Origin of the sequence: Sorangium sp. So ce131 (assembly GCF_051519095.1) — a bacterium.
In the GTDB taxonomy this organism is placed as follows: Bacteria; Myxococcota_A; Polyangia; order Polyangiales; family Polyangiaceae; genus Sorangium.
Genome location: NZ_CP150455.1, coordinates 4,935,012 through 4,961,550, shown reverse-complemented (window position 1 = coordinate 4,961,550; position 26,539 = coordinate 4,935,012). Strand labels below are relative to the sequence as shown.

Below are 26,539 nucleotides of genomic sequence, written 5' to 3'. Positions count from 1 at the left end.
CCCCGCTCACCACCACCTGCGCGTCCGCTCGCCCCTCCGCGAGCCCTCGCAAGAGCGCCGCCGCCTCCTTGCCATTCGACGCCAGCACCGCCGCACGGCGCCTCAGCGCGGCCCGCCCCGTCGCCGCCGTCCGCACCACCGACGTCCATGTCGCATCGGAATTTTCCAGCCAGGCCGCCCAGCGCCCCGCCTGCGCCCGCAGCGCCGCCTCGTCCCGCCCCGACAGCAGCAGCGGCAGCGCCGCCGGCGCGACCGCTTCGCTCACCGAGGTCTGCTCGACCGGCGGCTCTTCCACGATCACATGCGCGTTGGTGCCCGACAGTCCGAACGACGAGACACCGGCCACGCGCGGCCGCTCGCCCCGCGGCCACGGCCGCAGGGCGTCCACCACCTCCACCGGCAGCATATCCCACTCGATGTGCGGGTTGCGCGGCCGCGTGTGCAACGTCGGCGGCAGCGCTCCGTGCCGCAGCGCCGCAAGCACCTTCGCCACGCCAGCCAGCCCGGCCGCTGGCTCCAGGTGCCCGATCTGCGTCTTGACCGCGCCCAGCAGCAGCGGCGCGTCAGCTGGGCGACCCTCCCCGTAGACGGCCGCCAACGCGTTGACCTCGATCGGATCGCCCAGCGACGTCCCGGTGCCATGGCACTCGACCACATCCACCGCACCTGCCGGCAGCCCGGCATCGGCGAGCGCGGCGCGGATCACCTTCTGCTGGCTGGTCCCATTGGGCACCGTGATGCCGCTGCTCGCCCCGTCGTGGTTGATCGCCGTGCCGCGCACGAGCCCCAGGATCGGATGCCCGCTCCGGCGCGCCTCGCTCAGCCGCGCCAGCACCAGCACCACCACGCCCTCGCCGCGGCCATAGCCGTCGGCCGCCGCCGAGAACGTCTTCGACCGCCCGTCCGCCGCCAGCGCGCCCGCCTTCGACATCTCCACGAAGCCGCCGGGCCCGAGCACGTTGACGCCGCCCGCCAGCGCCCGCGTGCACTCGCCGTTGCGCAGCGCCCTCACCGCGAGGTGCAGCGCCACCATCGACGAGCTGCACGTGGTGTTCACCGACATCGCTGGGCCCTGCAAGCCCAACGTGAACGCCAGACGTCCCGCCGCAAACGACGCGTCCTGGCCCACGACCCCATGCGCCCCGTCGCCTTCGCCCCAGCCATACTCGCCGGGGACCACACCGACGTAGACGCCTGTCGCCGTGTCCCGCAGCGAGCTCGGCGCGATGCCCGCTCGCTCCAGCGCCTCCCAGCTCGTCTCCAGCAAGAGACGGTGCTGCGGATCGATCTGCCTCGCCTCCCTCGGGCTGATCCCGAACAACGCCGGATCGAAGCCGGCCACGTCCGCGAGGAACCCCGCCTCCGTGACACGAGCGAGTCCGAGCGCGTCGGCGTCGGGATCGTAGAGGCTCTCGAGGTTGAAGCGCTCGACCGGCGCCGGGCCAACGACATCACGTTCGGCCGTCAGCAACCTCCAGAAGCTGTCGAGATCTTCCACCCCGCCCGGCAGGCGCAGCCCCACCCCGACGATCGCGATGGGCTCTTCGTCCGTCACGCGCACCGCCGGCTGGCCCGGCTCGACCGCTGACGCGACGTCGGCGAGCAGGTGTCGAGCCAGCCGCGCCGGCGTGGGGTGATCGAAGACCACCGTCGCCGACAGCGGCAGCCCCGTCTCGACCCGCAGCCGGTCGCGCAGCTCGACCGCCATCAACGAGTCGAGCCCCAGGTCGGCAAACCCCGTCTCGGCCCCGATCGCCCCAGGGGCGGCATGCCCCAGCACCGCGGCCGCGGCGGCGAGCACCAGCTCCAGCGCCGCCGCCTCGCGCCGGTGCTCCGGAAGCGCCGACAGACGCTCGGCAAAGCCTCCGCCCCCGGTCGCGGCCGAGACGCGCCGCCGCGGCGCGCGGCCCCTCCGGCTGAGCAGCGGCGGCACCGCCGCATCGCTACGCACCAGCGCCCCCGCGTCGAAGGCCAGCGCCCCGGCGCTCACCGGCCGGCTCTGCAGCGCGGCGATCTGCGCGATCGGCGCCCCGGTACTGTCGGCCACCGCCAGCGCGACATCGTCGCCGCTCGGCGTCAGCCGCACCCGCAGCGCCCTGGCCCCCGTGGCGAACAGCGCCGCGCCGCGCCAGGCGAACGGCACGCTCAGCGTCTCGCCCTCGTCGAGCAGGAGCGCGTGCAGCGCCGCGTCGAGCAGCGCCGGGTGCAGACCGAAGCCTTCCACCTCGCCCAGCGCCTCCGGCGCGACCACGTCGGCGTAGAGCTCTTCTCCGCGCCGCCACGCCGACCGCAAGCCCTGCAACCCCGGCCCGTACTCGTAACCGGCCTCGGTCACCTTCGCATAGAAGCCATCCAGGTCGAGCGGCTCCGCCCCGGCGGGCGGCCACTCCGTCAGGTCGACGTCGGGCGCCACGTTTTCAGCGCCGAGCCGCCCCTCGGCGTGCAGCACCCACGGCATGTCCTCCGCCGCGTCCTCCGCCCGCGCATGGATCGTCAGCGAAAAAACCGTCTCGCCTGCCACCGGCGCGACGCTCACGCGCAATACCAGCGCGCCTCGCGCGGGCACGACCATCGGCGCGGCCAGCACGAGCTCCTCCACCGTCCCCGCGCCGACCCGCAACGCCGCATGCTGCGCCAGCTCGAGGAACGCCGTCCCGGGCAGCAGCACCTGGCCGCTCACCGAGCAGTCCACCACCCAGGCAGGGCTCTGCCGCGACAGCCGGCCCGTCAGCACCAGACTCCCGTCCGGCAGCCACACCGCCGCCCCGAGCAGCGGATGGCTCTCCCTCTCCTGCCCCAGCATCGCCGCGCCGCCGCTCGGCGTGCGCCCATCGAGCCAGTAGCGCTGCCGCTGGAACGCGTACGTCGGCAGCTCGGCCACACGCGGCTTGTACGGCGCAAAGAATGAAGCCCAGTCGAGCTCGACCCCGGCCGTCCACGCCGCGCCCAGCGCTTCGGCCAGCGCACGCGCCTCCCCCTGATCCGCCCGCAGGCTCGGCACGAACACCGCCGTGACCTGCTCCGGTACGTTCGCCGGCCCCATCGCCGACAGCGCCCCTCGCGGGCCCATCTCGATAAATGTCCGCACCCCCTCCGCCACCAGCGTCGTTACCCCGTCACCGAAGCGCACCGCGCCGCGCGCGTGCCGCACCCAGTGCTCCGGATCGGCCAGCTCCTCTCGGCTCAGCCGCCGGCCCGTCTCGTTGCCGATCAGCTCGATCTCCGGCTCTCCGACAGACAGCGTCTCCGCCACCGCCCGCAGCTCGCCCAGCATCCCGGCCATACGGTGGCTGTGGAACGCATGGCTCACCGCCAGTCTCTTCGTCCGATGCCCCTTCACCTCCAGCGCCGCGGCCGCCGCCGACACCGCACCTTCGTCCCCCGACAGCACCACAGCCCGCGGGCCGTTGACCGCCGCGAGATCGACACCGGCAATCTCCGCGAGCAACGGCCTCACCTCCGCCTCGCTCGCCTCCACCGCCACCATCGCTCCGCCCTCGGGCAGCGCGGCCATCAGCCGACCTCGCGCCGCCACGAGCTTCGCGGCATCTCCAAGTGACAGCGCCCCCGACACGTGCGCCGCCACCACCTCGCCGATCGAATGGCCGAGCAGCGCCTCCGGCCTCAACCCCAGCTGCCACCACAGCCGGTACAGCGACACCTCCAGCGCGAACAGCCCGGCTTGGGTAAAGTCCGTCCGCCCCAGCAGGCCCGCCTCGACCGTACCCTCCTCCGCGAACATCACCTCTCGCAGCGGCCGCTCGAGATACGGGTCCAGCGCCTCGCACACCGCGTCGAGCGCCGTCCGGAATACCGGATACGCCTCGTACAACCCCCGCCCCATCCCGCTGCGCTGGCTTCCCTGCCCCGTGAACAGCACCGCCACGCGGCCCGGGCGGTGACCAGGCACCGACGCCCTCGCCCCCGTCGGCAAGGGGCCGCCCACAGCAAACGCACGCAGCCCCTCGGTCAACCCGTCCAGGCCCTCCACCGCCCACGAAAGGCGCGCCGACAGCCCCGCTCTGCCCGTCGCCAGCGTCGCGGCCACGTCCACCACCGGCTGCCCGGGATGCCTCGCCAGGTGCTCCCCCAGCCGCCCCGCCTGCGCCCGCAATGCCGCCTCGTCCCGTCCTGACAGCAGCAGCGGCAAGGCTCGCGGCGCGGCCGCCTCGCTCGCCGCGGTCTCGGTCTGCTCGGCCGGCGGCTCCTCCACGATCACGTGCGCGTTGGTGCCCGACATCCCGAACGACGAGACCCCGGCCACACGCGTACGCTCGCCCTGCGGCCACGGCCGCAGGGCGTCCACCACCTCCACCGGCAGCACATCCCACTCGATGTGCGGGTTGCGCGGCCTCGTGTGCAACGTCGGCGGCAGCGCTCCGTGCCGCAGCGCCGCAAGCACCTTCGCCACGCCAGCCAGCCCGGCCGCCGCTTCCAGATGGCCAATCTGTGTCTTGACCGCGCCCAGCAGCAACGGCGTCTCTGCCGCGCGCCCCTCCCCGTAGACCGCCGCCAACGCGTTGACCTCGATCGGATCACCCAGCGACGTCCCGGTGCCGTGGCACTCGACCATATCCACCGCACCTGCCGTCAGCCCTGCATCCGCGAGCGCGGCGCGGATCACCTTCTGCTGGCTGGTCCCGTTGGGCACCGTGATGCCGCTGCTCGCCCCGTCGTGGTTGATCGCCGTGCCGCGCACAAGCCCCAGGATCGGATGCCCGCTCCGGCGCGCGTCGCTCAGCCGCGCCAGCACCAGCACCACCGCGCCCTCGCCGCGTCCGAACCCATCGGCCGAAGCCGAGAACGTCTTCGACCTCCCGTCCGGCGCCAGCGCGCCCGCCTTCGACAGCTCCACGAAGCCGCCGGGCCCGAGCACGTTGACGCCGCCCGCAAGCGCCCGCGTGCACTCGCCGTTGCGCAGCGCCCGCACCGCGAGGTGCAGCGCCACGAGCGACGAGCTGCACGTGGTGTTCACCGACATCGCGGGGCCCTGCAGGCCCAGCGCGAACGCCAGACGCCCCGCCGCAAACGACGCGTCCTGGCCCACGATCCCATGCGCCCCGTCGCCCTCGCTCCCGCTTCCGTACTCGCCGGGCGCCACCCCGATATACACCCCGGTCGCCGTGTCCCGCAGCGAGCTCGGCGCGATGCCCGCTCGCTCCAGCGCCTCCCAGCTCGTCTCCAGCAGCAATCGGTGCTGCGGATCGATCTGCCTCGCCTCCCTCGGGCTGATCCCGAACAACGCTGGATCGAAGCTCGCCACGTCCGCGAGGAAACCCGCCTCTCGCACCACCAGCGCCGGCTCGGAGGACGCCGTGAGGTCGAAGCGCCCGACCGGCGCCGGGCCGACGACATCTCCCTCGGCCGTCAGCACCTCCCATAGCCGGTCGAGATCGTCCACGCCTCCCGGCAAACGCAGGCCCACCCCGATGATCGCGACGGACTCGTCCCCTGCCGTCCGATCGATCACGACCGGCGCTGCGACCGCCGGCGCGACCCCCGCGTGCAGGTGGCGAGCCAGCCGCACCGGCGTCGGGTGATCGAAGACCACCGTCGCGGACAGCGGCAGCCCCGTCTCGGCCCGCAGCCGGTTGCGCAGCTCCACCGCCATCAGCGAGTCGAGCCCCAGCGCGGCAAACCCCGTCTCGGCCCCGATCGCCCTCGGATCGGCGTGTCCCAGCACCGCGGCCGTAGCGGCGAGGACCAGCCCCAGCGCTGCCGCCTCGCGCCGGTGCTCCGGAAGCGTCGACAGGCGCCTGGCAAAACCTCCGCCCCCGGTCGTCGCCGACACGCGCCGGCGCGGCGCGCGGACCAGCCGGCTGAGCAGCGGCGGCACCGCCGCGCCGCTGCGCACCAGCGCACCCGCGTCGAAGGCCATCGGCACGAGCAGCGCCTCCGGCGCGCCGAGCGCCGCGTCGAAGAGCGCCAGCGTCTCCTCGGGTGTCATCGCTCGCGAGCCTCCGCGCCGCATGCGCGCCCGGTCCTGCTCGGTCAACGCGGCGACCAACCCCCCGCCGCCCAGCTCGCCCCACGCGAGGCTCACCGCCGGATACCCCTCGACTCGCCGTCGGGCCGCAAGCGCATCCAGGAAGACGTTGGCGGCCGCATAGTTCGCCTGCCCCGCGCTGCCCATGATCCCCGCGCCCGACGAGCACAACACGAAGACCGCCGGGTCGTGCGCACGCGTGAGCGCGTCGAGGTGCAACGCCGCATCGACCTTGGGTCGCATCACCCGGGCCAACCGCTCGGGCGTCAGGTCGGCGAGCAGCCCGTCGTCGAGCACCCCGGCCGCGTGCACCACCGCCGTCAGCGGATGCTCCGCCGGGATCGCGTCGATCACCGCCGCCAGCGCCGCCCGGTCCGACACGTCGCACGCCACCACGCGGGCCTCCGCGCCGGCGGCGCGCAGCGCCTCCACCAACACCTCGGCGCCCGGCGCTTCCGGTCCTCGCCGCGACAGCAGCACAAGGTGACGAACGCCGTGCCGCTCGACGAGGTGCCGCGCCACCGCCTCTCCCAGCGCGCCCGGCGCTCCGGTGATCAGCGCCGTGCCCTCCGGGTCGAGCGCCCGCGGCGGCGTCAACACCGGCTCTCCGCGGTGCTGCGCCTCGGGGATGTCGAGCCGCCCGGCAGCCCCCCGCCGCATCAACCGCGGCACCAGGGTCCGCCCCTGGCGCAGCGCCACGCGCGGCTCCTCGACCGCGAGGCAACCTGCCAAGGCGTCCCACGACGCCGCGCTGCCGTCGACGTCGACCAGCATCACCCCTCGGTCGGAGTGCTCGGACTGCGCCGAGGCAACGAGCCCCCACAGGGGCGCATGGGCAAGATCGCTGACGCCATCGCCCGCCCCGGCGGCGATGGCGTTCTCCGTGACGAACACCAGCCGCGTTCCAGAAAGCCGCTCGTCGGACAACCAGGCTTGCAACAGCACGAGCGCCCGCGCGGTCTCGGCCCCGACGGCCGCAGGCTCCGCGGCTTGCCCCGGCGCCCAGCGCACCACCGCCCCTGCCAGCGCAGGCTTCTCGGCGGCCGCAACGAGCGCCACCGCGTCGAGCTTCGCCGTGTGCCTCGCCATGCCCCGAGGCGCAGAGCCCTCGCCCACCCACATCCAGCGCGACGGCTCGATGGTCCCCGTCCCCGCCGCCGGCGCCCACTCCACGTGGTAGTGAGCGCTGGTGCTGGTCGTGCCCGCGAGCGCCTCGGCGCTCACCGGCCGGCTCTGCAGCGCGGCGATCTGCGAAAGCGGCGCCCCCGTCGCGTCGGCCACCGCCACCGCGAGGCCTTCGCCGCTCGGCGTCAGCCGCGCCCGCAGCGCCCTGGCCCCGGTGGCGAACAGCGCAGCGCCGCGCCAGGCGAACGGCAAGCTCAACGTCTCGCCCTCGTAGAGCAGCCCCGCCTGCAGCGCCGCGTCCAGCAGCGCCGGGTGCAGACCGAAACCTTCGACCTCGCCCAGCGCCTCCGGCGCCGCCACCTCGGCGTAGAGCTCTTCCCCGCGACGCCACGCGGATCGCAAGCCCTGGAACCGAGGGCCGAACTCGTAGCCGGCCGCCGCGGCCTTCGCATAGAAGCCATCCAGCTCGAGCGGCTCCGCCCCGGGAGGCGGCCACTCCGTGAGGTCGACGTCGGGCGCCATGGTTTCGGCGCCGAGGCGCCCCTCGGCGTGCAGCACCCACGGCACGTCCTCCGCCGCGTCCTCCGGCCGTGCATGCACGGCCACCGCCCACCCGCCCTCCGCCAGCGACCCCGCGGTCACCCGCAGCGCCAGCGCGCCTCGCGCGGGCACGACCATCGGCGCGGCCAGCACGAGCTCCTCCACCGTCCCTGCGCCGACCTGCAGCGCCGCATGCTGCGCCAGATCGAGGAGCGCCGTCCCGGGCAGCAGCACCTGGCCGCTCACCGCGTGGTCCACCACCCAGGCCGGGCTCTGCCGCGACAGCCGGCCCGTCAGCACCAGGCTCCCGTCGGGCAGCCACACCGCCGCCCCGAGCAGCGGATGGCTCCCGCGCGACAAACCAAGCGCCGTCGCATCGCCGCTCGACGTGTGCGCATCGAGCCAGTAGCGCTGCCGCTGGAAAACGTACGTCGGCAGCTCCGTCAGCGTCGATGCCTTCGGCAGGAGATCTCCCCAGCCGACCTCGATTCCGTGGCAATGCAGCGCCGAAAGCGACAGCAACAAACGCCCGCGACTCCCCTCGTCGCGCCGCAGGCTGCCGACCGCCACGCCACCGTGCGCCTCCACCGCCGCCCCGACAGGCACCGTCAGCACCGGGTGCGGGCTCATCTCCACGAACACGCCGTGACGGCCCTCGAGCAACGTCGCCAGCGCGCGGTCCAGCCTCACCGGTGAGCGCAGGTTCGCGCACCAGTATTCGGCGTCCAGCGCCGGTCCATCCAGGACCTCTCCGGTCACCGTGGATGCCAGTGGCACCGTGCCCGCCCGCGGCTGGATGCCCGCGAGCGCCGCGCGCAGCTCCGGCAGCAGCGCGTCGACGTGCGCGCTGTGCGACGCGTAATCCACCGCGATCCGCCGGCAGAAGATCCCTTCGGCTTCAAGCTCCTTTACCAGCGCCTCCACCGCGCCTGGATCGCCGGCCACCGCCGTCTGGTCCGCGCTGTTGACCACCGCCACCGAAACGCGGCCCGCGTGACCCGCCAGCCGCTTCTCCACCTCCGCTACCGGCAGCGCCACCGACGCCATCGCGCCGGTCCCTGCCAGCTTCCCCACCAGCCGGCTGCGCACCGCCACGACGCGCGCCCCGTCCTCAAGGCTCAGCGCGCCGGCCACCACCGCCGCCGCCACCTCGCCCTGGCTGTGACCCACCACCGCCGCAGGCTCGACGCCCCACGACCGCCACACCTGCGCAAGGCCATACGCCATCCCGAACAGCGCCGGCTGGATCACCTCCACCGCTTCCAGCCCTGGCGCCTCCGCTTCGCCCCGCAGCACCGCCGTCAACGACCAGCCCGTATGCGGGCGCAGCGCCGCGTCGCAGGCCGCGATCGCCTCGGCGAACACCGGCTCCTCCGACAGCAGCGCTCTGCCCATCCGAGGCCACTGGCTACCCTGCCCGGGGAACACGAACACCACCCCTCCCCGTGCCTTCGCCTCCCCGCTCACCACCACCTGCGCGTCCGCTCGCCCCTCCGCGAGCCCTCGCAAGAGCGCCGCCGCCTCCTTGCCGCTCGACGCCAGCACCGCCGCACGGCGCCGCAGCGCGGCCCGCCCCGTCGCCGCCGTCCGCACCACCGACGTCCATGCCGCGTCGGAATTTTCCAGCCAGGCCGCCCAGCGCCCCGCCTGCGCCCGCAGCGCCGCCTCGTCCTGCCCTGATAGCAACAGCGGCAATGCGCGTGGCGCGGCCGCTTCATTCTCCGCGACCGCCGCGCTCGCCGCCGGCGCCTCGACCGGCGGCTCCTCGATGATCACGTGCGCGTTGGTCCCCGACAGCCCGAACGCCGATATTCCGGCCACGCGCGCACGCTCGCCTCGCGCCCACGGCCGCAGAACGTCCACCACCTCCACCGGCAGCACATCCCACTCGATGTGCGGGTTGCGCGGCGTCGTGTGCAACGTCGGCGGCAGCGCTCCGTTCCGCAGCGCTGCAAGTACCTTGACCACCCCGGCCAGCCCCGCCGCCGGCTCCAGATGGCCAATCTGCGTCTTGACGGCGCCCAGCAGCAACGGCGCTTCGGCCACGCGGCCCTCCCCGTAAACCGCCGCCAGCGCGTTGACCTCGATCGGATCACCCAGCGACGTCCCGGTGCCGTGGCACTCCACCACATCCACCGCGCCCGCCGTCAGCCCGGCGTCCGCGAGCGCGGCGCGGATCACCTTCTGCTGGCTGGTCCCATTGGGCACCGTGATCCCGCTGCTCGCCCCGTCGTGATTCACCGCCGTGCCGCGCACCACCCCGAGGATCGGATGCCCGCTCCGGCGCGCGTCGCTCAGCCGCGCCAGCACCAGCACCACCGCGCCCTCGCCGCGGCCATACCCGTCGGCCGCCGCCGAGAACGTCTTCGACCGCCCGTCCGGCGCCAGCGCGCCCGCACGCGACAGCTCCGCGAAGCCTTCGGGACCGAGCACCGTGGCGGCGCCCGCCAGCGCCCGCGTGCACTCGCCGTTGCGCAGCGCCCTCACCGCGAGGTGCAGCGCCACCAGCGACGAGCTGCACGCCGTGTTCACCGACATCGCTGGGCCCTGCAGGCCCAAGGTAAACGCCAGACGACCCGCCGCGAACGAGGACTCCTGGCCCGCGATGCCGTGTGTCCCGTCGCCATCACCCCCGCCGTACTCGCCGGGGACCACACCGACGTAGACCCCCGTCGCCGTGTCCCGCAGCGCGCTCGGCGCGATGCCCGCTCGCTCCAGCGCCTCCCAGCTCGTCTCCAGCAAGAGACGGTGCTGCGGATCGATCTGCTTCGCCTCCCTCGGGCTGATCCCGAAGAGCGCCGGATCGAAGCCGGCCACATCGCCAAGGAACCCCGCCTCCCGCACCGCCGAGGCGGACTCGGGGAACGCCGTGAGCTCCAGGCGCTCGGCCGGCGCCGGGCCGATGACGTCGCGCTCGGCCGTCAGCACCTTCCACAACCCCTCGAGATCCTCCACCCCGCCCGGCAGGCGCAGCCCCACCCCGAGGATGGCGACAGGCTCCGAGGCCGCGGCCTCCGCCTTGTGCAGAAGGTCGCGGAGGCGCTGGATCTCCAGCGCGCTCTGCCGGAGCAGCCGGTTCACCCTGTCGTCACTCATGGCTTTCACTCTGTCGTCGCTCATGGCCATTCCCAAGCATGCCTTCCAGCAAGTTGACGAGCGCCGTGTCGTCAGCCTCGATGAGGAGCCGCTCCATGTCCGCCGGCGCTTCCCGCTGACGCTCCGCGGAGACCACGTCCGGCAAGGCCATCAGGGCCGCGATGAGCCCCGCGTCCCTCAGCGCCTCGACGGAGATCTGCGCGAGCTTCGCTCGGACCGCCTCGTCGCTCCATTGCAATTGCACATCGCGCGACAGCCCGAGCTGTAGAAGCAGGAATTCGCTCAGGGACCGCGACGTCGGGTGATCGAAGACCACCGTCGCGGGCAACGACAGTCGGGTCTCGGCCCGCAGCCGGTTGCGCAGCTCGACCGCCATCATCGAGTCGAGCCCGAGATCCGCGAAGCCCGTGTCGGGACCGAGCGCCGTCGGATCGGCATGGCCGAGGACCTGCGCCGTCGTCCCCTGCACCAGCTCCAGCACCATCGCCTGGCGCCGCTGGAGCGGCAGCGCCGACAGGCGCTCGACCCAGGGGCTCTGCTGCTCGCTCGCCGGGGTCTCGGCCAGCGCCGCGACCGCCTCGGGCAGCTCGGCGAGCAGCCCGCGCCGCCTCGCAGCGCAGTAGGCGGACGCGAACCGCGCCCACTCCATGGCGCTGACGACCAGGTGCGTCTCGCCTGCGGCCAGCGCCGCCTCCAGCGCCTGGAGCGCCCGCTCGGGTGCCATGGGCCGCACCCCCATCCGAGCGAGCGACGCCCGGGCCTCGGGGTCGGCCGACATGCCCTCTCCGTCCCACACGCCCCACGCGACCGAGAGAGCCGGCAGGCCGCGCCGGACGCGGCACGACGCGAGCGCGTCGAGGTACGCGTTCGCCGCCGCATAAGCGCCCTGCCCCGACCCGCCCCACGCGGCCGCCCCCGACGAGAACGTCACGAAGGCGTCGAGCGCCCGGTCGCCCACCAGCTCATCCAGGTGGCTCGCGGCCACGGCCTTGCCAGCCACGGCCCGCTCCAGCGAGGCCCGATCGAGGGAAGCGACGGCCCCCTGGCCGTCGACGCCCGCGGCGTGGAACACCGAGCGCAGCGGCGGTCCCTCGCGATCGATCTCGTCCAGCAACGCCGCGACCGCCGCGCGATCCGAGACGTCGCAGGCGGCGACCACGACGCGCACGCCCGTCGCTTCCACCGCGCGCACCCTCTCCTCGACGTCCGCCGACCTGCCGCGGCGGCTGACGAGCACCACCCGCTCGGCGCCCCGCTCGGCGAGCCACCGCGCCGCCGCGGCGCCGATCGCGCCCGTTCCCCCGGTCAAGAGCGCGGTGCCCGACGTGCGCCAGCGGCGCGCGCGCGGCGCCTCTGCGCGGACGAGCCTCCGCGCCTGGACGCCCGATCCGCGCAGCGCCACCTGATCCTCGCCGCCCGGTTCGCGCAAGAGCCCTCGCAGCGCCTCTCGCCCCTGGGGACCCAGCGCCGGCGGCAGGTCGACGAGCCCACCCCACCACTCCGGATGCTCGAGCCCGATGACCTGGCCCAGCCCCCAGATCATCGCCTGCGCCGGGCTCAGGATCGGATCCGCCGGACCGACCGAGACAGCGCCTCGCGTGATCACCCAGACAGGCGCCTTGCCCCCCGTGTCCCGATACACGCGGGCCAGGTTCGCCGTCCACCAGAGGCCGCGCGACACCCATCCATCGGCCGCCACGGGCGCCTCATCCAGCGCGAGCAGCGAGACGACCGCCCGGCACGCGCCGGCAGGCGGCAGGTCGAACGCGGCCTCGTCGACCACCAGCCGTTCGACGGGCGCGAGCGCGTCGGCCAGCTCCTCGACGACGGGATCGTGGACCAGCGCGCGGGGGACCAGCAGCAGGATATGCCCCTCGGGCGCCGGCCCCGACGCCTTCTTCGCGGACACCGGTGTCCAGCGGATCCGGTAGCGCCACGCATCGAGCTCGGCCCGCCCCCGGTGCTCGCCGCGCCAGTTTCTGAGCATGGGAAGAACTGTTGCTATCGCCGCCTCGGAGCCGGGCTCGATCCCCAGCACCTCGGCCAGCCGAGAGGGCTCGCCTGCCTCGGTCGCCCGCCAGAATTCCTCATCGTCGGCGCCGCCGGCCGATCTCGCCGGCGCATCGAGCCAGTAGCGCTGCCGCTGGAACGCGTACGTCGGCAGCTCCGCCACCACCGGCGCCTTCGGCAGGAGATCTCCCCAGCCGACCTCGACCCCGTGACAATGCAGCGCCGAGAGCGCCAGCAGCAGCTGCCCGCGGCTCCCCTCGTCGCGCCGCAGGCTGCCGACGACGACGCCGCCCTGCGCCTCCACCGCCGCTCCGACAGGCACCGTCAGCACCGGGTGCGGGCTCATCTCCACGAACACCCCGTGACGGCCCTCGAGCAATGTCGCCAGCGCACGGTCCAGCCGCACCGGCGAGCGCAGGTTCGCGCACCAGTACTCGGCGCTCAGCGCGTCCCCGTCGACGATATCGCCCGTCACCGTCGACACCATGGGCACCGCGCTCGCCCGAGCTCCGATGCCCTCGAGCGCCGCGCGCAGCTCCGGCAGCAGCGGGTCGACGTGCGCGCTGTGCGACGCGTAATCCACCGCGATCCGCCGGCAGAAGATGCCTTCCGCCTCCAGCTGCTGCAAAAGGGCTTCCACCGCCTCCGGATCGCCCGCGACCGCCGTCTGGTCCGCGCTGTTGACCACCGCCACCGAAACACGGCCGGCGTGACCCGCGAGCCGCTTCTCCACCTCGGCGGCGGGCAGCGCCACCGACGCCATCGCGCCGGTCCCTGCCAGCTTTCCGACCAGCCGGCTGCGCACCGCCACGATGCGCGCCCCGTCCTCAAGGCTCAGCGCGCCGGCCACCACCGCCGCCGCCACCTCGCCCTGGCTGTGACCCACCACCGCCGCAGGTTCGACGCCCCACGACCGCCACACCTGCGCAAGGCCATACGCCATCCCGAACAGCGCCGGCTGGATCACCTCCACCGCTTCCAGCCCTGGCGCCTCCGCTTCGCCCCGCAGCACCGCCGTCAACGACCAGCCCGTATAGGGCCTGAGCGCCGCGTCGCACGCCGCGATCGCCTCGGCGAAGACGGGCTCCTCCGCCAGCAGCGCTCTGCCCATCCGAGGCCACTGGCTACCCTGCCCGGGGAACACGAACACCACCCCTCCCCGCGCCTTCGCCTCCCCGCTCACCACCACCTGCGCGTCCGCTCGCCCCTCCGCGAGCCCTCGCAAGAGCGCCGCCGCCTCCTTGCCATTCGACGCCAGCACCGCCGCACGGCGCCTTAGCGCGGCCCGCCCCGTCGCCGCCGTCCGCACCACCGACGTCCATGTCGCATCGGAATTTTCCAGCCAGGCCGCCCAGCGCCCCGCCTGCGCCCGCAGCGCCGCCTCGTCCCGCCCCGACAGCAGCAGCGGCAATGCGCGCGGCGTGGCCGCTTCATTCGCCGCGACCGCTTCGTTCGCCGCGACCGCTTCGTTCGCCGCAGTCTGGGTCGGCTCGACCGGCGGCTCCTCGAGGATCACGTGCGCGTTGGTGCCCGACATCCCGAACGACGAGACCCCGACCACGCGCGGCCGCTCGCCCCGCGGCCACGGCCGCAGAGCGTCCACCACCTCCACCGGCAGCACATCCCACTCGATGTGCGGGTTGCGCGGCCTCGTGTGCAACGTCGGCGGCAGCGCTCCGTACCGCAGCGCCGCAAGCACCTTCGCCACGCCAGCCAGCCCGGCCGCCGCTTCCAGATGGCCAATCTGCGTCTTGACCGTGCCCACCAGCAGCGGCGCCTCCGCCGCGCGGCCCTCGCCGTAGACCGCCGCCAGCGCGTTGACCTCGATCGGATCACCCAGCGGCGTCCCGGTGCCGTGGCATTCGACCACATCCACCGCACCCGCCGTCAGCCCGGCGTCGGCGAGCGCGGCGCGGATCACCTTCTGCTGGCTGGTCCCATTGGGCACCGTGATCCCGCTGCTCGCCCCGTCGTGGTTGATCGCCGTGCCGCGCACAAGCCCTAGGATCGGATACCCGCTCCGGCGCGCCTCGCTCAGCCGGGCCAGCGCCAGCACCACCACGCCCTCGCCGCGGCCATAACCGTCGGCCGCCGCCGAGAACGTCTTCGACCGCCCGTCCGGCGCCAGCGCGCCCGTCTGCGACATCTCCAGGAAGCCGGCGGGTCCGAGCACGTTGACGCCGCCCGCCAGCGCCCGCGTGCACTCGCCGTTGCGCAGCGCCCTCACCGCGAGGTGCAGCGCCACCATCGACGAGCTGCACGTGGTGTTCACCGACATCGCTGGGCCCTGCAGGCCCAACGTGAACGCCAGACGACCCGCCGCGAACGACGCGTCCTGACCCACCATGCCATGTGTCCTGTCGCCATCACCCCCGCCGTACTCGCCGGGGACCACCCCGATATAGACCCCGGTCGCCGTGTCCCGCAGCGAGCTCGGCGCGATGCCCGCTCGCTCCAGCGCCTCCCAGCTCGTCTCCAGCAGGAGCCGGTGCTGCGGATCGATCTGCTTCGCTTCCCTCGGGCTGATCCCGAAGAACGCCGGATCGAAGCTGGCCACGTCCGCGAGGAACCCCGCCTCCCGCATCACTGAGGTGGACTCGGGGAATGCCGTGAGCTCCACGCGCTCGGCCGGCGCCGGGCCGACGACATCGACCTCGGCCGTCAGCATCTTCCACAGCCCCTCGATATCTGCTACCCCGCCCGGCAGGCGCAGCCCCACCCCGATGATCGCGATGGATTCGTCCTTCGCCGTCCGGCCGATCATGGGCAGCGCAGCGACCGCCGGCGCGACCCCCGCGAGCAGGTGGCGAGCCAGCCGCGCGGGCGTGGCGTGATCGAAGACCACCGTCGCGGACAGCGGCAGCCCCGACTCGGCCCGCAGCCGATCGCGCAGCTCGACCGCCATCAACGAGTCGAGCCCCAGGTCGGCGAACCCCGTCTCGGCCCCGATCGCCCCGGGCTCAGCGTGCCCCAGCACCGCGGCCGTGGCGGCGAGCACCAGCTCCAGCGCCGCCGCCTCGCGCCGGTGCTCCGGAAGGGACGCCATACGCCCGGCAAAGCCCCCTCCGTCCCCGGTCGCGGCCGAGACGCGCCGGCGCGGCGCGCGGACCCTCCGGCTGAGCAGCGGCGGCACCGCCGCGCCGCCCTCGGCGCTCACCGGCCGGCTCTGAAGCGCCGCGATCTGCGCGATCGGAGCCCCGGCAATGTCGGCCACCACCAGCGCGAGATCGCCGCCGCTCGGCGTCAGCCGCACCCGCAGCGCCCTGGCTCCGGTGGCGAACAGCGCCGCGCCGCGCCAGGCGAAGGGCACGCTCGGCGTCTCGCCCTCGTCGAGCAGGCTCGCGTGAAGCGCCGCGTCCAGCAAAGCCGGGTGCAGACCGAAGCCTTCCACCTCGCCCAGCACCTCCGGCGCCACCACCTCGGCGTAGAGCTCTTCCCCAAGCCGCCACGCCGACCGCAAGCCCTGGAACCCCGGCCCGTACTCGTAGCCGGCCTCGGCCACCTTCGCATAGAAGCCATCCAGATCGAGCGGCTCCGCCCCGGCAGGCGGCCACGCCGCGAGGTCGACGTCGGGCGCCAGGCTCTCGGCGCCGAGACGCCCCTCGGCGTGCAGCACCCACGGCATGTCCTCCGCCGCGTCCTCCGCCCGCGCGTGCACGGCCACCGTCCACCCGCCCTCCGCCCGCGGTCCCACGCTCACCCGCAGCGACAGCGCGCCTCGCGCCGGCACGACCATCGGCGCTGCCAGCACGAGCTCCTCCACGGTCCCTGCACCGACCCGCAGCGCCGCATGTTGCGCAAGGTCGAGGAACGCCGTCCCAGGCAGCAGCACCTGACCGCTCACCGCGTGATCCACCACCCAGGCAGGGCTCTGCCGCGACACGCGGCCCGTCAGCACCAGGCTCCCGTCCGGCAGCCACACCGCCGCCCCGAGCAGCGGATGGTTCCCTCTCTCCTGCCCCAGCATCGCCGCGTCGCCGCTCGGCGTGCGCCCATCGAGCCAGTAGCGCTGCCGCTGGAAAGCATACGTCGGCAGCTCGGCCACACGCGGCTTGTACGGCGCGAAGAACGACGCCCAGTCGAGCTCGACCCCGGCCGTCCACGCCGCGCCCAGCGCCTCGGCCAGCGCTCGCGGCTCGCCCTGCTCCGCGCGCAGGCTCGGCACGAACACCGCGGAAATCTGCTCCGGCACACTGGCCGGCCCCATCGCCGAGAGCGCTCCTCGCGGGCCCATCTCGACGAACGTCCTCACCCCCTCCGCCACGAGCGTCGCCATCCCATCGCCAAAGCGCACCGCGCCGCGCGCGTGCCGCACCCAGTGCTCCGGGTCGGACAGCTCCTCTCGGCTCAGCCGACGGCCCGTCTCGTTGCCGATCAGCTCGATCTCCGGCTCTCCAACAGACAGCGTCTCCGCCACCGCCCGCAGCTCGCCCAGCATCTCGTCCATCCGGTGGCTGTGGAACGCATGGCTCACCGCCAGCCTCTTCGTCCGATGCCCCTTCACCTCCAGCGCCGCGGCCGCCGCCGACACCGCTCCTTCGTCCCCCGACAGCACCACCGCCCGCGGGCCGTTGATCGCCGCGAGATCGACGCCCGCAATCTCCGCGAGCAACGGCCTCACCTCCGCCTCGCTCGTCTCCACCGCCACCATCGCTCCGCCCTCGGGCAGCGCGGCCATCAACCGACCGCGCGCCGCCACGAGCTTCGCCGCATCTCCCAGCGACAGCGCCCCCGACACGTGCGCCGCCACCACCTCGCCAATCGAGTGGCCCAGCAACACCTCCGGTCGCAGCCCGAGCTGCCACCACAGCCGGTACAGCGACACCTCCAGCGCGAACAGCCCCGCTTGCGTGAAGTCCGTCCGCCCCAGCAGCCCCGCCTCGACCGTACCCTCCTCCGCGAACATCACCTCTCGCAGCGGCCGCTCGAGATACGGGTCCAGCGCCTCGCACACCGCGTCGAGCGCTGTCCGGAATACCGGATACGCCTCGTACAACCCCCGCCCCATCCCGCTGCGCTGGCTTCCCTGCCCCGTGAACAGCACCGCCACGCGGCCCGGGCGGTGACCAGGCACCGACGCCCTCGCCCCCGCCGGCAAGGGGCCGCCCGCAGCAAACGCACGCAGACCCTCGGGCAGACCGTCCAGGCCCTCCACCGCCCACGAAAGGCGCGCCGACAGCCCCGCTCTGCCCGTCGCCAGCGTCGCGGCCACGTCCACCGCCGGCTGCCCGGGATGCCTCGCCAGGTGCTCCCCCAGCCGCCCCGCCTGCGCGCGCAGCGCCGCCTCGTCCCGCCCCGACAGCAACAGCGGCAGCGCCGCCGGCGCGGCCGCGTCATTCCCCGCGACCGCTTCGCGCGTCGCAGTCTGGGTCGGTTCGACCGGCGGCTCCTCGAGGATCACGTGCGCGTTGGTGCCCGACATCCCGAACGACGAGACCCCGGCCACGCGCGGCCGCTCGCTCCGCGGCCATGCCCGTAGAGCGTCCACCACCTCCACCGGCAGCACATCCCACTCGATGTGCGGGTTGCGCGGCGTCGTGTGCAACGTCGGCGGCAGCGCTCCGTTCCGCAGCGCCGCAAGCACCTTCGCCACACCCGCCAGCCCGGCCGCCGCTTCCAGATGGCCAATCTGTGTCTTGACCGCGCCCAGCAGCAACGGCGTCTCTGCCGCGCGCCCCTCCCCGTAGACCGCCGCCAACGCGTTGACCTCGATCGGATCACCCAGCGACGTCCCGGTGCCGTGGCACTCCACCACATCCACCGCACCCGCCGTCAGCCCGGCGTCCGCGAGCGCGGCACGGATCACCTTCTGCTGGCTGGTCCCATTGGGCACCGTGATCCCGCTGCTCGCCCCGTCGTGGTTGATCGCCGTGCCGCGCACCACCCCGAGCACGGGATACCCGCGCCGGCGCGCCTCGCTCAGCCGCGCCAGCGCCAGCACCACCGCGCCCTCGCCGCGTCCGAACCCGTCGGCCAAAGCCGAGAACGTCTTCGACCGCCCGTCCGGCGCCAGCGCGCCCGTCTGCGACAGCTCCACGAAGCCGCCGGGCCCGAGCACGTTGACGCCGCCGGCCAGCGCCCGCGTGCACTCGCCGTTGCGCAGCGCCCTCACCGCCAGGTGCAGCGCCACGAGCGACGAGCTGCACGTGGTGTTCACCGACATCGCCGGGCCCTGCAGGCCCAACGTGAACGCCAGGCGACCCGCCGCGAACGACGCGTCCTGGCCTGCAACACCATGCGTCCCGTCGCCATCACCCCCGCCGTACTCGCCGTGGGCCACCCCGATATACACCCCAGTCGCCGTGTCCCGCAGCGAGCTCGGCGCGATGCCCGCTCGCTCCAGCGCCTCCCAGCTCGTCTCCAGCAGCAATCGGTGCTGCGGATCGATCTGCCTCGCCTCCCTCGGGCTGATCCCGAACAACGCTGGATCGAAGCTCGCCACGTCCGCGAGGAACCCCGCCTCCCGCACCACCGGCGCCGGCGCGGAGAACGCTGTCAGATCGAAGCGTTCCTCTGGCGCCGGGACGATGACGTCGCGCCCGGCCGTCAGCACCTCCCACAGCCGGCCGAGATCGTCCACGCCTCCTGGCAGGCGCAGCCCCACCCCGATGATCGCGATGGACTCGTCCTCCGCCGTCCGGTCGACCGCGGACGGCGCCGCGGCCGCGGGCGCGAGGCCGGCGAGCAGATGCCGGACCAGCCGTGCCGGCGTGGGGTGGTCGAAAACCACGGTTGCCGACAGCGGCAGCCCCGTCTCGGCCCGCAGCCGGTTGCGTAGCTCCACCGCCATCAGCGAGTCGAGCCCCAGGCTGGCGAAGCCCGTATCGGCGCCGATCGCCCCCAGATCGGCGTGTCCCAGCACCGCGGCCGCGACAGCGAGCACCAGCTCCAGCGCCGCCGCCTCGCGCCGATGCTCCGGAAGCGCCGCCATGCGCTCGGCGAAACCCCCGCTCCCGGCCGTGGCCGAGACGCGCCGGCGCGGCGCGCGGACCAGCCGGCTGAGCAGCGGCGGCACCGCCGCACCGCCGCTCACCATCACTCGAGCATCGAAGTCCATCGGGACGAGCAGCGCCTCGGGCGCTCCGAGCGCCGCGTCGAGCAGCGAGAGCCCGTCCTCCGGCGCCATCGCCCGCGAGCCTCCGCGCCGCAGCCGGGCCCGGTCCTGCTCGGTCAACGCGGCGACCATCCCCCCGCCGCCCCACTCGCCCCACGCGAGGCTGAGCGCGGGATAGCCCTCGGCCCGCCGCCGCGCCGCGAGGGCGTCGAGAAACACATTCGCCGCGCTGTAGTTGGCCTGCCCCGGGCTGCCGAACACGCCCGCGGCCGAGGAGAACAGCACGAAGGCCGCCGGGGCGTTCGCCCGGGTCAGCGCGTCGAGGTGCAGCGCCGCGTCGACCTTGGGCTGCATCACCCGCAGGAGCTGCTCGGGCGTCAGGTCGGCGAGCAATCCGTCGTCGAGCAGCCCAGCGGCGTGCACTACCGCCGTCAGCGGATGCTCCGCCGGGATCGCGTCGATCACCGCCGCCAGCGCCGCCCGGTCGGAAACGTCACACGCCATCACCTGCGCTGCGGCCCCCGCGGCCTGAAGCGCTGCCACCAAGTCCTCGGCGCCCGGCGCGGCGAGCCCATGACGCGACAGCAGCACGAGATGCCGGACGCCATGCCGCTCCACCAGCCAGCGGGCGACGAAGGCGCCAAGCCCGCCTGTCCCCCCGGTGATCAGCGCGGTGCCCTCGGGGTCGAGGTGGCGCACGTCTTGGCCGGCGGGCACGCGCGCCGGCCGACGCATCAGCCGGGGGACCAGCGCCCGCCCGGCGCGCAGCGCAACACGTGGCTCTTCACTCGCCAGCGCATGCACCAAGGCCGCCCGGGAGGCGTCGGTGCCGTCGACATCGACAAGGAGCAGCCCACGGTCGGGGTGCTCCGACTGCGCCGAGGCAACGAGCCCCCACAGCGGCGCATGGGTCAGATCGGCGACGCCCTCGCCCGCCTCGGCGGCAATCGCCCTCTCCGTGACGAACACGAGCCGCGTCCCGGCAAGCCGCTCGTCGGACAGCCATGCTTGCAACAGCAGCAGCGCCCGCTCTGTCTCGGCGCCAATGGACGCCGGCTCGCCGGAAAGCCCCGGCGACCAGCGCACCACCACCCCTGAAAGCGGCGGCTCCTCGGCGGCCGCGGCGGCCGCCACGGCCGCCGCGGCGTCGAGCGTCGCTGTCAGCCGGGCCATGTCCCGAGGCGCCGGCCCTTCGCCCACCCACCTCCAGCGCGAAGGCTCGATGGTCCCCGCCTCCGCCGCCGGCACCCACGTCACCCGGTAATGCGCGCAGGTGCGGCTCGTTCCCGCGAGCGCCTCGGCGCTCACCGGCCGGCTCTGCAGCGCGCCGATCTGCGCTACCGGAGCTCCCGTGGCATCCGCCACCGCCACCGCCACGCCATCGAGGCTCGGCGTCAGCCGCACCCGCAGCGTCTTGGCCCCGGCAGCGAACAGCGCTGCTCCGCGCCACGCGAAGGGCAAACCCAGCGTCTCGCCCTCGTCGAGCAGGCCCGCGTGCAGCGCCGCGTCGAGCAAAGCCGGGTGCACGCCGAAGCCTCCGACGTCGCCCAGCCCTTCCGGCGCCGCCACCTCGGCGTAGAGCTCTTCCCCTCGCCGCCACGCCGACCGCAAGCCCTGGAATCGCGGCCCGTACTCGTAACCGGCCGCTGCGACCTTCGCGTAGAAGCCATCCAGATCGAGCGGCTCCGCCCCGGCAGGCGGCCACTCCGTCAGGTCGACGTCGGGCGCCATGGTCTCGGCGCTCAGGCGCCCCTCGGCATGGAGCACCCAGGGCACGTCGTCCGCCGCGTCCTCGGATCGCGCGTGGATCGCCAACGCAAAACCAGGCTCGCCCTCGACCGGTGTGACGGTCACCCGCAGCGCCGATCCGCCCCGCGACGGCACGATCAGCGGCGCGGGAAGGACCAGCTCGGCCACCGTCGCCGCCCCAACCCGCTCGGCCGCGTGCTGCGCGAGCTCGAGGAACGCCGTCCCGGGCAGCAGCACCTGGCCGCTCACCGCGTGGTCCACCACCCAGGCTGGGCTCTGCCGCGACAGCCGACCGGTCAGCACCAGGCTCCCGTCCGGCAGCCACACCGCCGCCCCGAGCAACGGATGGCTCTCGTGCGACAATCCCAAAGCCGTCGCATCGCCGCTCGACCCTGGCGACTCGAGCCAGCAGCGCTGCCGCTGGAAGGCGTAGGTGGGCAGCTCCGCAACCACCTTCGCCTTCGGCAGGACGTTTTCCCAGCGGACCTCGACGCCGTGGCAGTGCAGCGCCGAGAGCGAAAGCAGCATCTGCCCGCGACTGCCCTCGTCGCGCCGCAGACTGCCCACCACCACGCCGCCACGCTCCTCCACCGCCGCCCCGAGCGGCACCGTCAGCACCGGGTGCGGGCTCAGCTCCACGAACACCCCGTGACGGCCCTCGAGCAACGTCACCAGCGCACGGTCCAGCCGCACCGGCGAGCGCAGGTTGCTGCACCAGTACTCCGCGTCCAGCGCCGCACCGTCCACCACCTCGCCCGTCACCGTCGACACCAGCGGCACCGTGCCCGTCCGCGCAACGATGCCCGCGAGCGCCGAGCGCAGCTCGGGCAGCAGCACGTCGACATGCGCGCTGTGCGATGCGTAATCCACCGCGATGCGCCGGCAGAAGATCCCTTCGCCCTCAAGCTCCCTGACCAGCGCCTCCACAGCGTCCGGATCACCGGCCACCGCCGTCTGCTCGGCGCTGTTGACCACCGCCACCGACAGCCGACCGCCTCGCCCGGCAAGCCGCCTTTCCGCCTCCAAGACCGGCAGCGCCACCGACGCCATCGCGCCGGTGCCCGACAGCTTCCCCACGAGCCGGCTGCGCACCGCCACGATGCGCGCTCCGTCCTCGAGGCTCAGCGCTCCGCACACCACCGCCGCCGCCACCTCGCCCTGGCTGTGACCCACCACCGCCGCTGGCTCGATTCCCCACGACCGCCACAGCTGCGAAAGCCCATACGCCATCCCGAACAGCGACGGCTGGATCACCTCCACCGCGTCCAGCCCTGGCGCCTGCGCCTCGCCCCGCAGCACCGCCGTCAGCGACCAGCCCGTATACGGCCTCAGCGCCGCGTCGCACGCCGCGATCGCCCCGGCGAACACCGGCTCCTCCGCGAGCAGCGCTTTGCCCATCCCCGCCCACTGGCTCCCTTGCCCGGGGAACACGAACACGAGCCCGCCTCGCGACCTGGACTCTCCGCGCACAACCGCCTGCGCGTCCGCTCGCCCCTCCGACAGCCCTCGCAAGAGCGCCGCCGCTTCCTTGCTGCTCGACGCCACCACCGCCGCACGACGCCGCAGCCCAGCCCGGCCCGTCGCCGCCGTACGCACCACCGAGACCCACGCCGCATCGGAATTTTCCAGCCAGGCCGCCCAACGCACCGCCTGCGCCCGCAGCGCCGCCTCGTCCTGCCCCGACAGCAGCAGCGGCAGCGCAGACCCCTCGACGACAGCCTCCTCGCTCACCGCGGTCTCTTCGACCGGCGGCTCCTCCACGATCACGTGTGCATTCGTGCCCGACAGCCCGAACGACGACACTCCAGCTACGCGCCGGCGCCCACCCCGCGGCCACGGCCGCGCCGCGTCCACCACCTCCACCGGCAACACATCCCACTCGATGTGTGGATTGCGCGGCGTCGTGTGCAACGTCGGCGGCAGCGCTCCGTACCGCATCGCCGCCAGCATCTTGGCCACCCCCACCAGCCCGGCCGCCGCCTCCAGATGCCCAATCTGCGTCTTGATCGCGCCCAGCAGCAGCGGCGTCTCCTCCGCGCGGCCCTCGCCGTAGACGGCCGCCAGGGCGTTGACCTCGATCGGATCGCCCAGCGACGTCCCGGTGCCATGGCACTCGACCACGTCCACCGCCGCCGGCCCGAGCCCTGCGTCCTGCAATGCCGCCCGGATCACCTTCTGCTGGCTGGTCCCATTGGGCACCGTAATGCCGCTGCTCGCCCCGTCGTGGTTGACCGCCGTGCCCCGCACCAGCCCGAGCACCGGATACCCGCTCCGGCGCGCGTCGCTCAGCCGCGCCAGCGCCAGCACCACCGCGCCCTCGCCGCGGCCATATCCATCGGCCGCCGCCGAGAACGTCTTCGACCGCCCGTCCGCCGCGAGCGCCCGGGCACGGGACATGGCCACGAAGCCGGCCGTACCCAGCATGACGTGCACCCCGGCGGCGAGCGCCAGCGTGCACTCGCCGTTGCGCAGCGCCCTCACCGCGAGGTGCAACGCCACCAGCGACGAGCTGCACGCGGTGTTCACCGACATCGCCGGTCCTTGCAGCCCCAGCGTGTACGCCACCCGCCCCGCTGCAAAGGAGACGTCCTGACCCGCGATGGCCGCCGGGTCGTCCAGCACCTCCTCGTACTCGCTGGGCATGATGCCCACGAAGACCCCGGTCGCCGAGTCGCGCAGCGACGCCGGCGCGATCCCCGCTCGCTCCAGCGCCTCCCAGCTCGTCTCCAGCAGCATTCGATGCTGCGGATCCAGCAGCCGCGCCTCGCGCGGGCTGATCCCGAAGAACGCCGGATCGAACCCCGCGACGTCGCCGAGGAACGCAGCCTCCCGCACGTAGGTGCGGCCGGGAACGTCGGGGTCGGCCTCGTAGATGCTCTCGAGGTCGAAGCGCTCGATCGGCGCCGGGCCCACGGTGTCGTGCTCCGCGGCCAGCACCTTCCAGAGGCCGTCGAGATCCTCCGCCCCGCCGGGCGCCCGCAGCCCCACCCCGACGATCGCGATCGGCTCGTCGTCCGCCGCGCGCACCACCGGCTGGCTCGACTTGACCGCTGACACAAGGTCGGCGAGCAGATGCCGCGCCAGGCGCATCGGCGTGGGGTGGTCGAAGACCACGGTCGCCGACAGCGGCAGCCCCGTCTCGGCCCGCAGCCGGTTGCGCAGCTCCACCGCCATCAGCGAGTCGAGCCCCAGGCTGGCAAAGCCCGTATCGGCGCCGATCGCCCCAGGCTCGGCGTGACCCAGCACCGCGGCCGCGACAGCGAGCACGAGCTCCAGCGCCGCCGCCTCGCGCCGATGCTCCGGAAGCGACGCCATGCGCTCGGCGAACCCCCCGCGGCCCGTCGACGCGGCCGAGCGGCGCCGCGACGCGCGGACCAGCCGGCTGAGCAGCGGCGGCACCGCGGCGCCGCTGCGCTCCATCACCCGCGCGTCGAAGTCCATCGGGACGAGCAGCGCCTCGGGCGCAGCGAGCGCCGCGTCGAGCAGCGAGAGCCCGTCCTCCGGCGCCATCGCCCGTGAGCCTCCGCGCTGCAGCCGAGCCCGGTCCTGCTCGGTCAACGCGGCGACCATCCCCCCGCCGCCCCACTCGCCCCACGCGAGGCTGATCGCGGGGTAGCCGTCCGCCCGCCGCCGCGCCGCGAGCGCATCGAGAAAGACGTTCGCCGCGCTGTAGTTGGCCTGCCCCGGGCTGCCGAAAACGCCCGCGGCCGAGGAGAACAGCACGAAGGCCGCCGGGGCGTTCGCCCGGGTCAGCACGTCGAGGTGCAGCGCCGCGTCGACCTTGGGCTGCATCACCCGCAGGAGCTGCTCGGAGGACAGCTTGGCGAGCAGCCCATCGTCGAGCACCCCGGCCGTGTGCACCACCGCGGTCAGCGGATGGGCGGCGGGAATGGAGTCGAGGACCTCGGCCAGCGCCGTCCGGTCCGACACGTCGCACGCGACCACCCGCGCTGCGGCCCCCGCGGCCTGAAGCGCTGCCACCAAGTCCTCGGCGCCCGGCGCAGCGAGCCCACGACGCGACAGCAGCACGAGATGCCGGACGCCATGCCGCTCCACCAGCCAGCGAGCGACGACGGCGCCGAGCCCGCCTGTCCCCCCGGTGATCAGCGCGGTGCCCCCGGGGTCGAGGTGGCGCACGTCTTCGCCGGCGGGCACGCGCGCCGGCCGACGCATCAGCCGGGGGACCAGCGCCCGCCCGGCGCGCAGCGCAACACGTGGCTCTTCACTCGCCAGCGCCTGCACCAACGCCGCCCGCGAAGCGTCGGTGCCGTCGACATCGACAAGGAGCAGCCCACGGTCGGGGTGCTCCGACTGCGCCGAGGCGACGAGCCCCCACAGCGGCGCATGGGTCAGATCGGCGATACCCTCGCCCGGCTCGGCGGCAATCGCCCTCTCGGTGACGAACACAAGCCGCGTCCCGGCAAGCCGCTCGTCGGACAGCCACGCTTGCAACAGCAACAGCGCCCGCTCCGTCTCGGCGCCAATGGACGCCGGCTCGCCGGAAAGCCCCGGCGACCAGCGCACCACCACCCCTGAAAGCGGCGACTCCTCGGCGGCTGCGGCGGCCGCCACGGCGTCGAGCGTCGCTGTCAGCCGGGCCATGCCCCGAGGCGCCGGCCCTTCGCCCACCCACCTCCAGCGAGAAGGCTCGATGGCCCCCGCCTCCACGGCCGGCACCCACGTCACCCGATAATGCGCGCAGGTGCGGCTCGTGCCCGCGAGCGCGTCGGCGTCCACCGGCCGGCTTTGCAGCGCGCCGATCTGCGCTATCGGAGCTCCCGTGACATCCGCCACCGCCATCGCCAGGCCATCGCGGTTTGGCGTCAGCCGCACCCGCAGCGTCTTGGCCCCGGCAGCGAACAGCACAGCGCCACGCCATGCGAAGGGCAACCTCAGCGTTTCGCCCTCGTCGAGCAGGCCCGCATGCAGCGCCGCGTCGAGCAAAGCCGGATGCACGCCGAAGCCTCCGACGTCGCCCA

2 protein-coding genes (both only partly in view) are annotated in these 26,539 nt (G+C 74.0%); both read right to left on the bottom strand.

The genetic code is table 11. The annotated features are described in order from the left end of the window. Nucleotides 1-10,747: the 5' portion of an SDR family NAD(P)-dependent oxidoreductase gene (locus WMF43_RS18040; protein ID WP_437681694.1), read on the bottom strand. Its footprint begins 3,374 nt before the window's first position; the window shows 10,747 of its 14,121 coding nt (coding positions 1-10,747); the start codon lies at nt 10,745-10,747; its stop codon lies off the left edge, out of view. Next, on the bottom strand, nt 10,740-26,539 hold the 3' portion of the coding sequence (locus tag WMF43_RS18035) for a type I polyketide synthase (protein WP_437681693.1). The gene runs 20,704 nt beyond the window's last position; the window shows 15,800 of its 36,504 coding nt (coding positions 20,705-36,504); its start codon lies beyond the right edge, outside the window; it ends in the stop codon at nt 10,740-10,742. The genes WMF43_RS18040 and WMF43_RS18035 overlap by 8 nt, the downstream gene beginning before the upstream one ends.